This window comes from Pseudomonas sp. S3_G06 (assembly GCF_054667565.1).
The window spans coordinates 935,179-948,346 of sequence record NZ_CP162738.1 but is presented as its reverse complement, the minus strand read 5'-3'; the positions used below and the strand labels follow the sequence as shown (position 1 = coordinate 948,346).

The following is a 13,168-nucleotide window of genomic DNA, read 5'->3' as shown; positions in this document are numbered from 1 at the left end:
CCCTCACGGCTAAACCTTCAAGCCAAGCTCCGCCGACAGCCGGGTTGTGACCCCTTTGAGCAGGGGGATCAACTCGGCCATTTTTTCCAGCGGCATGTACGGCACGGTGCTGGCGATACTGATCGCCGCGACAATGCCCTTGCTCGCATCGCGAATCGGCGCCGCCACGCAGCGGATCGACGGTTCGTTGTCTTCCAGATCGAACGCGTAGCCACCGGCAACGTATTCGCCCATGCGCTGCTCAAGCTGTTCCCACGACTGCTGGGGATGCTGCGGCCAGAACTGGCTTTTGCCACCCGCCGGCAGGCTGATGTCGTACAGCCGCCGCCAGTCCTGCGGCGAATCATCGAGCATCAACGCCTTGCCGATCCCGGTGCGCACCAGCGGCATGCGATGGCCGACCCGCGAGCGCATTTCCGGGCCGTTGCGTCCTGGATTCTTCAGCAGGTACAGCACTTCGTCGCCTTCCCTGATCCCTAAATGTACCGTGTCGCCGGTCAGTGCCGAGAGCTCGTCCAGATACGGCCCGGCCAGGGTCACCAGTGGCAACTCTTCGCGGGCCTGAAAGCCCAGTTCGATCAGTTTCGGCCCGAGCAGATAACCGATTTGCGGCACCACGCGCAGATAACGCTCGTCGACCAGGCAACTGGCCAGGCGATGAGTGGTGCTGCGCGTGGTGCCGATCAGCCGGGCAATCTCCTTGAGATCGCGCGCGCCACTGGCCACCGCCTGCACCACACCGAGGCCGCGCAGCAGGGTCTGGGTGCCAGTGGGCGTGGCGTCCTTGGTTTTTTCCGGGGCGTCTTCCTGCATATCCAGCCTTTTACCGTTGAGCGAAGGAACGGGCGGCATTATGGTCGCCCGAGACTGAGCACTACAACTCGATACGCTCGACCTTGCCCACCAGCAGCACGTAGGACAAGGCACCGACCAGCGCGAGCACGGCGATGTAGGTGATCGCCGGCGCGAACGAATCGCCGCTGGCGAGGAAGCCGATCACGATCGGCGTAGCAATCGCCGAGAGGTTGCCGATGAAGTTGAACACGCCACCGGTCAGACCGAGCAACCGCGCCGGTGCCAGTGTCGACACCAATGACCAAGTGATCGACGCCAGCCCGTTGCCGAAAAATGCCAGCGCGAGGAAGGCAATCACCAGCGGCGTCGACTCGACAAAGTTGGCGCCGATGATCGAGGTCGAAATCAACAGCCCGCCAATGATCGGCAACTTGCGTGCGAAGCCCACGGTGTAGCCGCGACGGATCAGGAAGTCGGAAAAGAATCCCGAGCACAACACACCGACGAACGCGGCAAGAAACGGCAGCGATGCGAGCAGACCGGACTTGATGAAGTCCATGCCGCGATATTTCACCAGATAGGTCGGAAACCAGGTGAGGAAGAACCACAGCGTCGAGTTCAGGCAGAACTGGCCAAGGTAGATGCCCCACAACTTGCGTTTGCTGAGGACGATGCCCAGATCGGTCCAGCTGAATCTGGCCTTGGCCTTGGCCGTCTCGGCCTGGATATCCACCAGCCCGCCGCCTTCGCGGATCAGGTCGATTTCCGCCTGATTGGTGCCTTTGAAATCGCGCGGCTCGCGATACACCGCGTACCAGATCAGCGCCCAGAGAATGCCCACCGCGCCGGTGGCGACGAACACCATGTGCCAGCCGAATGCATGTTGCAGCCACGCCAGCACCGGGGTCAGGAAAGCCAGACCGACAAACTGTCCGGAGGTGTAGAAACCGATCGCCGTGGCGCGCTCGCGCTCAGGAAACCAGGTGGTGACCACGCGGCTGTTGATCGGATAGGCCGGCGCCTCCAGCGCACCGACGGCCATGCGCAGCACGAACAGGGCGATGAAGCTGCTGACGAACCCGAGCATCACCGTGGCCACCGACCACAGCAGCAGCGCGACGCTGTAAAGGATGCGCGGCGGCACGCGATCGACCAGCCAGCCGCCGGGGATCTGCATGGCAGCGTAAGTCCAGCCGAAGGCGGAGAAGATCAGACCGACGTGAACCGGATCGATGCCCAGCTCACTGGTCAGCGCCGGCGCGGCAATCGACAGGTTGCTGCGGTCGAGGTAGTTGATGACCACGGTGATGAACAGCAACACCATGATGAAAAATCGCTTGCGGCTAGGCGTGACTAAAGACGCCTGCCCGGAGAGGGTATGCGTTTGCATGAGAGATGCCTCTTTTTATGTTTGTTGAGGTCATGACGCAGATCTCCTCTCCCTGGAGATCAAACTGTGGGAGCGAGCCTGCTCGCGAAAGCGTCGGGTCAGTCACGTGGATGGCGGATGTGACATTGCATTCGCGAGCAGGCTCGCTCCCACAGGGATCAGTGCTGAATCAGGAGATCACCACTCGGCAAAGCTGCCATCGGCATGACGCCAGATCGGGTTGCGCCAGCGGTGGCCGACGGCGGCGCGTTCGATCACGTATTCCTCGTTGATCTCGATGCCCAGCCCCGGGCCGTTCGGGATCTTGACGAAGCCTTGGTCGTAGTCGAAGACGCGCGGATCCTTCACATAGTCGAGCAAGTCGTTGCTCTCGTTGTAATGGATGCCCAGGCTCTGCTCCTGGATGAAGGCGTTGTAACAAGCCGCGTCCAGTTGTAAACAGGCCGCCAGGGCGATCGGGCCTAGCGGGCAATGCAGCGCCAGCGCGACGTCGTAGGCTTCGGCCATGTTGGCGATCTTGCGGGTTTCGGTGATGCCGCCGGCGTGGGAGGCATCCGGCTGGATAATGTCGACGTAGCCTTCGCTCAACACCCGTTTAAAGTCCCAGCGCGAGAACAGCCGCTCGCCGAGGGCAATCGGCGTGCTGGTCAGCGGCGCCAGTTCTTTCAATGCTTCGTAGTTTTCGCTGAGCACCGGTTCTTCGATGAACATCAGTTTGTACGGGTCGAGCTCCTTCATCAGCACCTTGGCCATCGGCTTGTGCACGCGGCCGTGGAAGTCGACGCCGATACCGACGTTCGGCCCGACCGCATCACGCACGGCGGCGACGTTGGCCAAGGCGAGGTCGACCTTCTCGAAGGTGTCGAGGAACTGCAGTTCTTCGGTGCCGTTCATTTTCACCGCCGTGAAACCACGGCTCACCGCTTCTTTCGCCGCACGCGCGGTGTCGGCCGGACGGTCGCCGCCGATCCACGAATAGACACGAATCTTGTCGCGCACCTGGCCACCGAGCAGATCGCTGACCGACACACCGAGGGCCTTGCCCTTGATGTCCCACAACGCCTGATCGATACCGGCCAGCGCGCTCATGTGAATCGCGCCGCCACGGTAGAAGCCGCCGCGATAGAGCACGGTCCAGATGTCTTCGATATTGCGCGGGTCTTTGCCGATCAGGTAGTCGGACAATTCTTCCACCGCAGCCGCTACGGTATGCGCGCGCCCTTCGACAACAGGCTCGCCCCAACCGGTCACGCCCTCGTCGGTTTCGACCTTGAGGAAGCACCAGCGCGGCGGAACGATGAAGGTCGTGAGTTTGGTGATTTTCATCTCTGCTCTCTTTTGTAAATGCAGCTTTTATTAGATGCAGCGCACACAGCGCCAAAAAGTCTTAACGCAGGGCTTTCCAGGCAGCCACGTAGGCCTTGGCGTTGACGGCCACCTGCTCGGGCGTCATGCCCGGTTTGAACAGGCCGGAACCGAGACCGAAACCTTTCACACCGGCATCGATAAAGGCCTGCATGTTGTCCGGCGTAATGCCGCCGACCGGCGCCAGCACCGTGCCGGCTGGCAATACCGCGAGCCAGGCTTTGACGACCGCTGGATTCATTTGCTCGGCCGGAAACAGCTTGAGAATGTCCGCGCCCTCGGCCAATGCGGCGAAGGCTTCGGTCGGCGTGGCCACGCCCGGCGACAGGTACAGCCCCGCCGCTTTCGCCGCGCGCAACACTTTGGCATCGCTGTGCGGCATGACGATCACTTGGCCGCCAGCCGCTTTGACCTGCTCGACCTGCTCGGGGCTGAGCACCGTGCCGGCACCAATCAGGCAATCGGCGGGCAGCGCGTCACGCAGGATGCGGATACTTTCGTACGGCGATGGGGAATTGAGCGGTACTTCGATGACGCGAAATCCGGCGGAATACAGGACTTCTCCGACAGCCGCCGCTTCCTGCGGTTGCAGGCCACGCAGAATCGCGATCAGACCGTTTTGTGCCAGTGCTTGCTTGAGCATGTCAGGCCTCCAGTCAGGGTTAACGGGATGAGGAATCGATCAGTCCGGCGGCACGCGCCAGTTGCCACAGGCCACGCTCGGTGGCCTGCTCGGCCAGCGTCACCTGAGCAAAGCCGCAGGCGTCGAGGGCACGGCGATAACGCGCGCACAGCTGCGCATTACCGATGAGCACGATCGATGGAAGATTCGCTTGTTTGCGCCGGCGCCTCTGCACGTTGGCGAGTGCGGCCAGCTCATGGCCGATCATCAGGCCGGAGAGATAATCCGCTTGAGCAGTCGGGCTCAGTTCGCCGGTAAGACCGAGGGTACGGGCGCTGAACAAGGTCGACAGCACACCGAGCTCGGCATCCGCCGACAGCGCGATCTGCACGCCGCGATCAAACGCCTGCGCATCGAAGGTCGCGCTCGGTTGTTGGGTACGACCGAGGATGCTGTGCTCGCTGAGCACGGCAAACACTTCGCCGGTCATGAACGTGTCGAAATGGGTGATGCGGCCATCGACCACTTCCACCCATTTCGAGTGGCTGCCGGGCAGGCCGATCAGCAGATCGCTACCCGCCTCGGCCGGCAGACTCTGCAGCACGCCGAGGACTTGGGTTTCTTCGCCACGCATTACATTCGGCAGACGCGAACGCTGGATCACGCCCGGGACGATATGCACCGGCGTACCGCGCAAGCTGACAACGGTTTGTAGGGAATTTCCGAGATGGGCGACGTCGGCCGGCGTCTCGCAGTAAGCCGCCTCGCGCCAGCCCTGCGCACTGCCGACCATGCCGCAAGCGATCACCGGCAGATCCGGCTGCGCATCGAGCCAGTCACCGCAGGCTTCGTCGAAGGCCAGTTCAAAACCATCGGCGCATTCACGGCCGTGGATGATTCGCGGGGTCTTGGGCAACTGCATGATCCCGGACGACAGCGCACGCTGCTCCAGCACCACACCGTCCGCCGCGAGTTTGTAAGCACGTAATGAGGTCGTCCCCCAATCGAGCGCGATCAATTGCGCCTGCATCGCTTCACCTGTTTTGTTTTTGGCAGTGAGTGCGACGGACTATAAACCCGAGGGACGGGAAATCTCAATATATAAATATCAATCCCACATTATGGGAAGCATCAACAGTAACGGTATCACCTCACTCAAAACGCCGCCCTTGGGCTGCAACGATGGCGATCGAATGCCGGGAAGGGCCGAGTCAGGCTTGCACGGACAAAAATGCAAGGTTCGCCATGCCGCTGCGGTCGGGAAAAATTCAGGGAGAGCGGCCCTCGAAAGAGGCAAGGCCGGACGGGATAGTTTTTATTTTGCAGGTTCAGTTGTCAGCAAATCCGCGCTAGGTACCCGCATAATCTTGGAAAAATACGTCTTGTATGTAGTGGAGTGGACTCTATACACACAGGAAAAGGAATCTCTGGCTTTTAAAAAGGGATCCAGTGTTTCCCCTTTCAGGCGCCTTTCTCCCCCCTCATCGTCTACCGACTCGTCAAAAATGACATCTGCCCTGTAAGTTAACGAGTCCGGCGAAACCCTCTCGATAAACCCGAAGCCGGACTGTTTAATTCGATGTGCCTGAGAAAAATCAAGGTCATTTGTCAACGAGCAGACCAGCCCACGCCCTATAGACGACTTGAACAGGCCGAGAAGTTCCACGTCGGACTTGAAATAAACTTGATAAATTCCGGTAGTACGAAGCCGCTCTGTCTTTTCGTATTTAAGGTTAGCAATGGGCCGACCATGATTCAAAGAACAAGCCGAGAGAACCGACATACATATTGTCAAGATTAAAACCTTCACAGGTTGTTACCCCTTAATCCACTTGAATATTGACTCCGCTACAATCTGTCGCGCTGACTTTCCACCGGGCAAGGCGTGAGCATACATAGAGTTGGCATCTGCGTGATTGATATCGAGCCGCCCCATGACGTTCGGTCCTTCGGAGATCTCCCATTGCTCACCGAAGTCTGCAACCAGATCTGACAGGTTCCAATCGACCGCGGCTGCCCTGATATTTACCCAATACTGCGCTTTAGGCTTGGGAACCTGACGATATATTTTCGAAATACCATATACGATTTTGCCGTGTCCTACGGGATCCAGGGTCACCAAAATTTTTATTTTGAAACCGCGCTCGGTTAAAACGGCAGACAAATGAGCACCGTTCCAGCCACCCAAACTGTGGCCAATGATATAAATCGCAGTATTGCAACTTGGAATTTTTCGAATAACGTTACGCTCCAAATCCTCCTCACTCATAAATGAGTTATAACCAAGAGGCAACGTCGTACAAGATTTCTGTATTTCCAGTGCTTCGATGTCCGCGTCGACCATGTCTCGCACATAGTCGACATTGTGATTGGGACCATCAACGTAATACCGTTCCTGATCGCCAGCTCCACCAACAAGAAAAACCATTGCATCGCGGATGCTTACTGTTACTTGCTTGACCGATTGATCTGTCTTGCAAGTAAGTGTATGACTCACGGGATCCCTTTTCGCCATTGGCGGTGGTGGAGCCTCTGCTGTAGCACTTCCATTTGCCATCTCTAATTACTCCACAAGTAATTTAATCGTCTCAGCCAGGTGAGAACTGACGGTATGGGTAAATCCCGCCGCATCCGTCACGCCAGACTCTTCACTGCCGTCACCCCGCTGAATGATGTAAGGGTGATAAGAGACCGGCTCTCCGGTGTCCTGATTGACTACTTGCAACCTGTCAGTGAAATGCACAGGCATCGGCAACAGCCCACTAAATGCGGCCCCTCCCCCACTTTGGCCGATGATCACCGTGCCCGAGCCACCGATCACGACATTGCCATGCCCACCAGTGCTATCGAGAATCGCGGCGTTCAGGCCGTTAATGAAAACAGTGCCGGAGACCGCTCCGGTGATAGGGCTGCCACACGCTGATTTATCGGTCATGCGGGCAGCAGCGAGGCCGTCGAAGAATACGTCCGGCGAGCCGGAGACAATCGGGTTGGCGCCGTGACCTGGCAGTGGGCAGGCGGTTGGGTCGGAGACGCGAGCTGCGGGTTTACCACTCAATTCAAAGCTCCTTGCTTAAGGGGTGCCGGGGATGGCTGATAGATGTCGATGTCGGTCGCGGCAAAGCGCCAGCGATTGTCGACCGGGTCGAACAAAGCATGACAATGCTCACGGCTTTCAGGTGATGTCGCGGTTTGTATGGCACGCCAGGCTTCGTTGGCTTGCCAACTCAACTCGGCAGGCGTTGCATCATCAAGTTCGTTGAGCCAGGCGTTGTAGTTGCGCAGGTGATTGCGCTCGAAAGTCGATTGCAGCAAGTCGCCCATTTCCACGCCAAGGTCCAGATGATGCCTGGAGGTCCAGCGCCCTACTTCGGAGTAGACGTGCCAGCCCATCGGGATCAACGCACCGTTTTTCAACAGAGAATGACCGGCGAGAGCGACAAAACCGCAACAGATGTGCAGCATCAGCCAGCCTCGATGAGCGTCGATAATCGCAGTTGGATCAAAGGTTCTCAGCGCTACCACACGGTATTCGCCGAGGCCGGCGCTGCGCGACATCAACTCAGCGTCGAGCCGCGACACGAAAGCCCGTATAGCCACGCCGCCAGTGCGCTGGGCCATGCAGAGAATTTCCACAGCCTGTCGATTCGGGTCGTCAGAAGAGCCGGTAGTTTTCACCAGACCATACAGACGCATGGACGCCTGCAGTCCGCTCATAGCTGGTCACTCATTGACGCAGCGAGGGCTCCACAGGCGCGGAGAAATTTTGCCAGATGCATTGCAGGTGTCGTCCGTGAGCGCGCAAAAATGGCGCACAGAATGCCGGACTAGAGCGGTGGCGACAACTGAATCAGCAGTAGATTGCCATCATTGTGCTCAGCCCTCGGCAAATTCGCGCAACACTTTGCCATCCATGCGATACCGCACCCATTCCTCCTGCGGTTGCGCACCGAGCGATTTATAGAATTCGATGGCTGGGGTGTTCCATTCCAGCACGCTCCATTCGAAGCGGCCGCAGTCATTGGCGCAGGCGATTTTTGCCAGGTGGCGCAGCAGGGTTTTGCCGGCGCCGCCGCCTCGTTGTTCGGGGGTGATGTAGAGGTCTTCGAGGTACAGGCAATTGCTGCCCAGCCACGTTGAATAACTGAAGAAGAACACCGCGAAGCCGATCGGCGAGCCGTCGCGCAGGCAGATCAGGCCGTGGGCGGTGGCGCCTTCGCCGAACAGGCTGCGTTCGATGTCGGCGACGCTGGCGATGACTTCGTGACGGGCCTTCTCGAAATCTGCCAGTTCGGTGATGAAGGCGAGGATTTGCGGCGCATCGCTGGGGGTCGCCGGGCGGATTTCGATCGTCATGGACAGGCCTTGTCTGCAAATTAAAGCGCCATACTAAGGCGCGCAGCGGCGCTCGTCACATGGCAAAACATACTGACCTGCCCAATTTACTGAACACTGTTGCCCTTGTGGGAGCGAGCCTGCTCGCGAAAGCATTCCGTCAGTTGAATCAACATCTGACTGAAATGACGCTTTCGCGAGCAGGCTCGCTCCCACAGTTGATATCGCAAATTCTGAAAGGATGCTTATGACCGTTAACTGTTTTGCGCCGATGGAAGCACTGGCATCAGCGCTTATTAGGCACACACTGGAGCCGTCAGATGACGGCGCCCACGACGTCGCCCACCTGCAGCGGGTGTGGCACACCGCACGCACCCTGCATGCAACCGAAGGCGGCGATCTGGAGGTTTTGCTCGCAGCGGTGCTGTTGCACGACTGCGTATCGGTCGAAAAAAACTCGCCGCTTCGCTCGCAAGCTTCGCGTCTGGCAGCGGACAAAGCTTCGTCCGTGCTGAAGGAATTGGACTGGCCCAACGAGAAAATCAGCAACGTCGCCCACGCCATCGAAGCCCACAGCTTCTCTGCCAACATCACCCAATCACGCTCGAAGCGAAAATCGTCCAGGACGCCGATCGCCTCGACTCGCTGGGCATGCTCGGTGTTGCCCGAACCTTCTATGTGGCCGGACGCATGGGCTCGGCGCTGTACGACTCGCAGGATCCCGAAGCGCTTGAGCGTGAGTACGATGACACGCGTTTTTGCCTCGATCATTTCCAGACCAAACTGCTACATCTGGCCGACGGTTTTCAAACGGTGACCGGTCAGCGCCTGGCGCACATTCGTCATCAACGACTGAAGGGTTTCATGGAGCAGTTCAAGGAGGAAATAGGCATCGTCTGAACAGCAGCCACATGACCCCGGCGAAGACCGTTCGTCGATCATCAGGCACCAATCCGTCATCAGGGCTGACCAATCCAGTGTAAGGATTCCAATCACTGGAGAAGCCCTATGATCCCGTCAAGGTTGACCGCTTTAGTCTTCAGCGCCCTGCTCTGCCCTGCGGTGTTCGCCGCCTCGTCCACGGCAGCGGGCACCGGCCCTACCGATCCGACCCCGCCACGCGCGCCCGCCATCAACAGTGCCCCCGGGATGAATACCGATGGTTCCGGCGTGCCGCTGATCAATCAGCCACCCGCCACCGGCACCGACCCGCGCACTCAAGGCAGTGATCCGGGGCGTCAGGGTGGCATGAACACGCCTGATTCTCCTGGCACTGCGCCTGACAATGCCGGCCCCGGTGTCGGCTCGAAGACCACCACTGGTGGCTCCGGTTCCGAAGGTGCCGGTCAGTAGTTCGCCGACGCGAGCGCCCTATTCACTCCCATGAAGAGGTAACCATGAACGTCGACAAAGACCTGGAAAAAGAAGTCCTCACCCGCCTGCTGCACGCCCATCCCAACGGCCTGGGCAAGGAGGTGCTGGACAATTACCGGGGCGAGAAAGTCGTGGCCAGCGCCCTCGCCGCCCTGCAGGATCGCGGGCTGATTCATCATGGTCATGTGACCATGAGCGAAGCGGGCGAACACTCGCTGAACCTGCCGATCAAGCTCAGTTCTGCCGGCGTCGAAGCGGCGCGCAAACTGGATATGCAGTAGTGCCAAGCCGCTCGCCGTCGCAGCGGCGAGCGGCCGGATCCGCAACTTGAGGAGAAATCCCATGCCTCGTGGAAGCAAAGACAAATACACCAGCGAACAGAAGCGCAAAGCCGAGCACATCGAAGACAGCTACGAGAAAAAAGGCGTGTCGAAAGATGAAGCTGAGGCGCGCGCCTGGGCGACGGTGAACAAACAGTCCGGTGGCGGTGAAAAGTCCGGCGGTTCGGGTCGCAAGAAGCCCGCCAGTGCCAAGTCGGAAGATCGCAAAGAGTCATCGCGCCGCGCGGTGGCCAGCCGCAAGGGCCATTCACGCAACAGCGAGACTTCGAAGGATACGCAGACTGTCGATAGCCTGATGAAAGAGGCCCGGGCGAAGAACATTCCGGGGCGCTCGTCGATGCGCAAGCAGGAGTTGATTGAGGCGTTGCGCAAGGCGGGCTAAGTTTTGCGCCATCCCCCCACGGCCTCTTCGCGAGCAGGCTCGCTCCCACATTGGGCACTGCATCGTACCTGTGGGAGCGAGCCTGCTCGCGAAGGCTTCGGCTCAATCGCCGCAGGACTGACAGATAAAAGCATCCACCTCAGTCGCCCCAGGTGAAGTCGCCGGCCCCCAGCGAGTCACCGCCAGCGCCGCCGCCGCATTCGCCCGCCGCGCCGCTTCCGGTGCCTCCAACCCCTGCGCCAATCCAGCAACAAATACCCCGGCATGCGCATCACCAGCGCCATTGCTGTCCACTGCTTTGACAGCAAACCCCGGCACCTGTCGACGCTCGCCACGCTGCTGAATCCAGCAACCCTGCGGCCCGTCGCGCACGACCATCAGCACACTTTCCGGCAGCAGTTCCGCGAGGCGATCCATCGCGATACCAATCTCATCGGCTCCGGTAAACCGCAGCGCCTCGACACTGTTGCTGGTCCACACATCGATGCGCGGCAGCAACGTCTGCATCATCGGCGCATCGGGCGACTCCACCAACGGCCCCGGGTCGAACACCACATTGACCGCCGCCGGCAGCGCCAGCGTCCAGTCGAGCAACGCCTGCGCCTTGCCCTCGTGCAGCAGACTGTAACCGCTGAGATAAACGTAATCGCCGGGCTCGGCAGCCACACTGTTCAGGTCCTCCTCGGTCACCTCGCCTTCAGCGCCGATGTAGGAAATGAAACTGCGTTCAGCCGAAGCGTCGGTCAGCGCCACGCACAGACCGGTATCGCGCTCGGCCGGTTCGCGGATGCCGATGCAGATACCTTCCGCCTGCATCGCTTGGCGCGCCAGGTCACCAAAACGCCCCGTGCCATGGCGACCGAGGTAAACCACCGGCAGACCGTTACGCACCGCAGCGGCCATCACGTTGAAACCGCCGCCAGCTTCGAACCCCGCCGACTGCGCCAGCACGTCGCCGCCTATCTGCGGCAGTTTATCCACGGCCATGACCAGGTCGATGATGACCTGGCCGGTGTGCAACATCTTAGGCATGAGCATTCTCGGGTTGCGCGGCGCGGCGATCTTTCGCACCGCCAAGTACCAGGTAAATGCCACCGGCGACGACGAAGGTCACGATCCAGCCGAGGCCGTTGTGGCCTAGCCAGGAGTCGGACAGAAAGCCCTTGAACCAGACGTTTTCCGCCGTGGTGCCGATGGTGGTGAAGCTGAAACCAAGCACGATGGCGATCGCCCACGCGCCAAATGCGCGCCACTCGATGCCGCCGCGATACCAGTAGGCGCTGCTCGGGCTGACGTCGAGCAGGTCTTTGGGGCTGTAGTAGTGGCGATGAATCAGGTCGACGACGAAGATCCCGACCCAGGCAGTGATCGGCACTGCGAGCAGGGAAATGAAGGTGATGAACGGGCCGTAGAAACTGTCGGCGATCAGCATGAAGTAGATCGAACCGGCGAAGATCGCGACAATGTCGACCACGACCGCGTAGACGCGTTTGACCTTCAGGCCCAGAGTCAGCGTGGTCAGGCCGGCGGAGTACACCGACAGGTTGTTCGACAGCAGCAGGCCGCCGAACGCGGTGATCAGGTACGGCACGGCCATCCACGTCGGCAGCATGTCGCGGATCGCCACGATCGGATCAGTCGCCGACGCCAGATCATTGTTGCCGACCGACAACAAGCCGCCGAGAGTGATCAGCAGCACCAGCGGAATGCCCGCGCCGAACGCCGCCGACGCCACCAGGCGTACAGCCTTGACGCTGCGATGCTGATAGCGCGACATGTCGGCACCGGCGTTGGCCCAGCCGATGCCGGTGCCGGCGGCCATGGTGCCGATGCCGATGATCATCGCGCTCAGTGGTGCTGGCGTGGCGTTGAATACCGCGCTCCAGTCGATGGTCGCGCAGAGGAAACCACCGACGAGAATGTTCAGCGCACCGAACACGTACGTCGCCCACTTCTGGATCACCAGCAAAGTCGCGTGGCCGAGGCCGGACACCGCCAACGTCAGCAGGACGAAGATGGCGATGAAGATCAGCGTCAGTACCGGCGCACTTTTCGCCTCGACCGGCGAGCCGAACAGGATCGAGCACAGCGACAGCAGGACAAACGCCGCAGTGGTGGTGTTGACGGTTTCCCAACCCAGACGCGACATCAGCGAAACCAGCGTCGGGCCGATGTTGCCGCGTACGCCGAAAATTGCCCGGGACAGCGTCAGACTCGGCGCGCGGCCACGCCGCCCGGCAATCGAGATGATCCCGACCACGGCAAATGAGCCGGCGGCACCGAGGATGGCGACGATGATCGCCTGCCAGATCGCCAATCCGCGAAACGCCACCAGCGTGGCGCCCAGCGGCAGGCCGAGGATGGAAATATTGGCCGCAAACCAGACCCAGAACAGTTGCAGCGGATGACCGTTGCACTCGGCTTCCGGTACCGGCTCGATGCCCCGGGTTTCCAATTGCCCGACGCTTTGCCCGGCGGTTGATGAACTCATGAAAAATGCTCCTGTTTGCCTTTTTTGTGGTTGTGGCAATGATGCAAAACAACAAGACAACCGGCCTTCCGAG

14 protein-coding genes and 1 pseudogene are annotated in these 13,168 nt (G+C 60.0%); 4 read left to right on the top strand and 11 right to left on the bottom strand.

Annotation, left to right across the window (positions count from 1 at the left end):
• Window positions 1-9: 9 nt before the first annotated feature.
• From AB4N47_RS04350 to AB4N47_RS04310, 9 genes are all read right to left on the bottom strand, one after another.
• Window positions 10-813 (bottom strand): IclR family transcriptional regulator, encoded by an 804-nt coding sequence (locus tag AB4N47_RS04350; protein ID WP_130911919.1) that lies wholly within the window; start codon window positions 811-813, stop codon window positions 10-12.
• 61 nt (window positions 814-874) lie between these two features.
• The gene (locus AB4N47_RS04345) at window positions 875-2,185 is read right to left on the bottom strand and encodes an MFS transporter (protein WP_460154423.1); all 1,311 of its coding nucleotides are present in this window, start codon (window positions 2,183-2,185) and stop codon (window positions 875-877) included.
• Between the two features lie 177 nt (window positions 2,186-2,362).
• Window positions 2,363-3,511: a galactonate dehydratase gene (dgoD, locus tag AB4N47_RS04340; protein WP_016770960.1), complete on the bottom strand. Its 1,149-nt coding sequence runs from the start codon at window positions 3,509-3,511 to the stop codon at window positions 2,363-2,365.
• Between the two features lie 61 nt (window positions 3,512-3,572).
• Window positions 3,573-4,193, bottom strand: coding sequence for a 2-dehydro-3-deoxy-6-phosphogalactonate aldolase (locus AB4N47_RS04335; protein ID WP_071173195.1), 621 nt, complete (start codon window positions 4,191-4,193; stop codon window positions 3,573-3,575).
• Between the two features lie 19 nt (window positions 4,194-4,212).
• Complete coding sequence (locus tag AB4N47_RS04330; RefSeq protein ID WP_341639321.1) at window positions 4,213-5,202, bottom strand: 2-dehydro-3-deoxygalactonokinase; 990 nt, start codon at window positions 5,200-5,202, stop codon at window positions 4,213-4,215.
• 786 nt (window positions 5,203-5,988) lie between these two features.
• Window positions 5,989-6,729: an alpha/beta hydrolase gene (locus AB4N47_RS04325; protein WP_110646008.1), complete on the bottom strand. Its 741-nt coding sequence runs from the start codon at window positions 6,727-6,729 to the stop codon at window positions 5,989-5,991.
• A gap of 6 nt (window positions 6,730-6,735) precedes the next feature.
• Window positions 6,736-7,230, bottom strand: coding sequence for a PAAR domain-containing protein (locus tag AB4N47_RS04320; RefSeq protein WP_341639320.1), 495 nt, complete (start codon window positions 7,228-7,230; stop codon window positions 6,736-6,738).
• A complete protein-coding gene (locus AB4N47_RS04315) occupies window positions 7,227-7,889 on the bottom strand; it encodes a hypothetical protein (protein ID WP_341639319.1) in 663 nt (220 codons plus the stop codon). The genes AB4N47_RS04320 and AB4N47_RS04315 overlap by 4 nt, the downstream gene beginning before the upstream one ends.
• Before the next feature lie 159 nt (window positions 7,890-8,048).
• Window positions 8,049-8,528, bottom strand: a complete 480-nt coding sequence (locus AB4N47_RS04310) for a GNAT family N-acetyltransferase (protein ID WP_071173199.1) — start codon at window positions 8,526-8,528, stop codon at window positions 8,049-8,051.
• Between the two features lie 226 nt (window positions 8,529-8,754).
• On the opposite strand from AB4N47_RS04310, the pseudogene AB4N47_RS04305 reads away from it, so the two are divergent.
• The 4 genes and pseudogenes from AB4N47_RS04305 to AB4N47_RS04290 all read left to right on the top strand — a co-directional run bounded on the left by AB4N47_RS04305 (window position 8,755) and on the right by AB4N47_RS04290 (window position 10,604).
• Window positions 8,755-9,407 (top strand): annotated as a pseudogene (locus tag AB4N47_RS04305) (HD domain-containing protein).
• Window positions 9,408-9,515: 108 nt separating this feature from the next.
• Window positions 9,516-9,860 carry a hypothetical protein gene (locus AB4N47_RS04300; protein WP_341639318.1) on the top strand — a complete coding sequence of 115 codons (345 nt, stop codon included), beginning with the start codon at window positions 9,516-9,518 and terminating at the stop codon, window positions 9,858-9,860.
• Window positions 9,861-9,904: 44 nt separating this feature from the next.
• Window positions 9,905-10,162, top strand: coding sequence for a hypothetical protein (locus AB4N47_RS04295; RefSeq protein ID WP_110646004.1), 258 nt, complete (start codon window positions 9,905-9,907; stop codon window positions 10,160-10,162).
• A gap of 61 nt (window positions 10,163-10,223) precedes the next feature.
• The gene (locus AB4N47_RS04290) at window positions 10,224-10,604 is read left to right on the top strand and encodes a Rho termination factor N-terminal domain-containing protein (RefSeq protein WP_024013908.1); all 381 of its coding nucleotides are present in this window, start codon (window positions 10,224-10,226) and stop codon (window positions 10,602-10,604) included.
• 102 nt (window positions 10,605-10,706) lie between these two features.
• On the opposite strand, the gene AB4N47_RS04285 is transcribed toward AB4N47_RS04290, so the two are convergent.
• Both AB4N47_RS04285 and AB4N47_RS04280 read right to left on the bottom strand, forming a co-directional pair.
• Window positions 10,707-11,636 (bottom strand): PfkB family carbohydrate kinase, encoded by a 930-nt coding sequence (locus AB4N47_RS04285; RefSeq protein WP_341639317.1) that lies wholly within the window; start codon window positions 11,634-11,636, stop codon window positions 10,707-10,709.
• Entirely contained in the window at window positions 11,629-13,095 is a 1,467-nt protein-coding gene (locus AB4N47_RS04280) for a purine-cytosine permease family protein (RefSeq protein ID WP_341639316.1), read from the bottom strand. Before AB4N47_RS04280 ends, AB4N47_RS04285 begins: the two co-directional genes overlap by 8 nt.
• Window positions 13,096-13,168: the final 73 nt, after the last annotated feature.

Excerpts from the sequence above, each read along its gene's own strand:
- AB4N47_RS04330 (WP_341639321.1), bottom strand. The coding sequence starts at position 5,202 with ATGCAGGCGCAATTGATCGCGCTCGATTGGGGGACGACCTCATTACGT.
- AB4N47_RS04310 (WP_071173199.1), bottom strand. The coding sequence starts at position 8,528 with ATGACGATCGAAATCCGCCCGGCGACCCCCAGCGATGCGCCGCAAATC.
- AB4N47_RS04345 (WP_460154423.1), bottom strand. The coding sequence starts at position 2,185 with ATGCAAACGCATACCCTCTCCGGGCAGGCGTCTTTAGTCACGCCTAGC.
- AB4N47_RS04315 (WP_341639319.1), bottom strand. The coding sequence starts at position 7,889 with ATGAGCGGACTGCAGGCGTCCATGCGTCTGTATGGTCTGGTGAAAACT.
- dgoD (WP_016770960.1), bottom strand. The coding sequence starts at position 3,511 with ATGAAAATCACCAAACTCACGACCTTCATCGTTCCGCCGCGCTGGTGC.
- AB4N47_RS04335 (WP_071173195.1), bottom strand. The coding sequence starts at position 4,193 with ATGCTCAAGCAAGCACTGGCACAAAACGGTCTGATCGCGATTCTGCGT.
- AB4N47_RS04350 (WP_130911919.1), bottom strand. The coding sequence starts at position 813 with ATGCAGGAAGACGCCCCGGAAAAAACCAAGGACGCCACGCCCACTGGC.
- AB4N47_RS04285 (WP_341639317.1), bottom strand. The coding sequence starts at position 11,636 with ATGCCTAAGATGTTGCACACCGGCCAGGTCATCATCGACCTGGTCATG.
- AB4N47_RS04290 (WP_024013908.1), top strand. The coding sequence starts at position 10,224 with ATGCCTCGTGGAAGCAAAGACAAATACACCAGCGAACAGAAGCGCAAA.
- AB4N47_RS04300 (WP_341639318.1), top strand. The coding sequence starts at position 9,516 with ATGATCCCGTCAAGGTTGACCGCTTTAGTCTTCAGCGCCCTGCTCTGC.
- AB4N47_RS04295 (WP_110646004.1), top strand. The coding sequence starts at position 9,905 with ATGAACGTCGACAAAGACCTGGAAAAAGAAGTCCTCACCCGCCTGCTG.
- AB4N47_RS04325 (WP_110646008.1), bottom strand. The coding sequence starts at position 6,729 with ATGGCAAATGGAAGTGCTACAGCAGAGGCTCCACCACCGCCAATGGCG.
- AB4N47_RS04280 (WP_341639316.1), bottom strand. The coding sequence starts at position 13,095 with ATGAGTTCATCAACCGCCGGGCAAAGCGTCGGGCAATTGGAAACCCGG.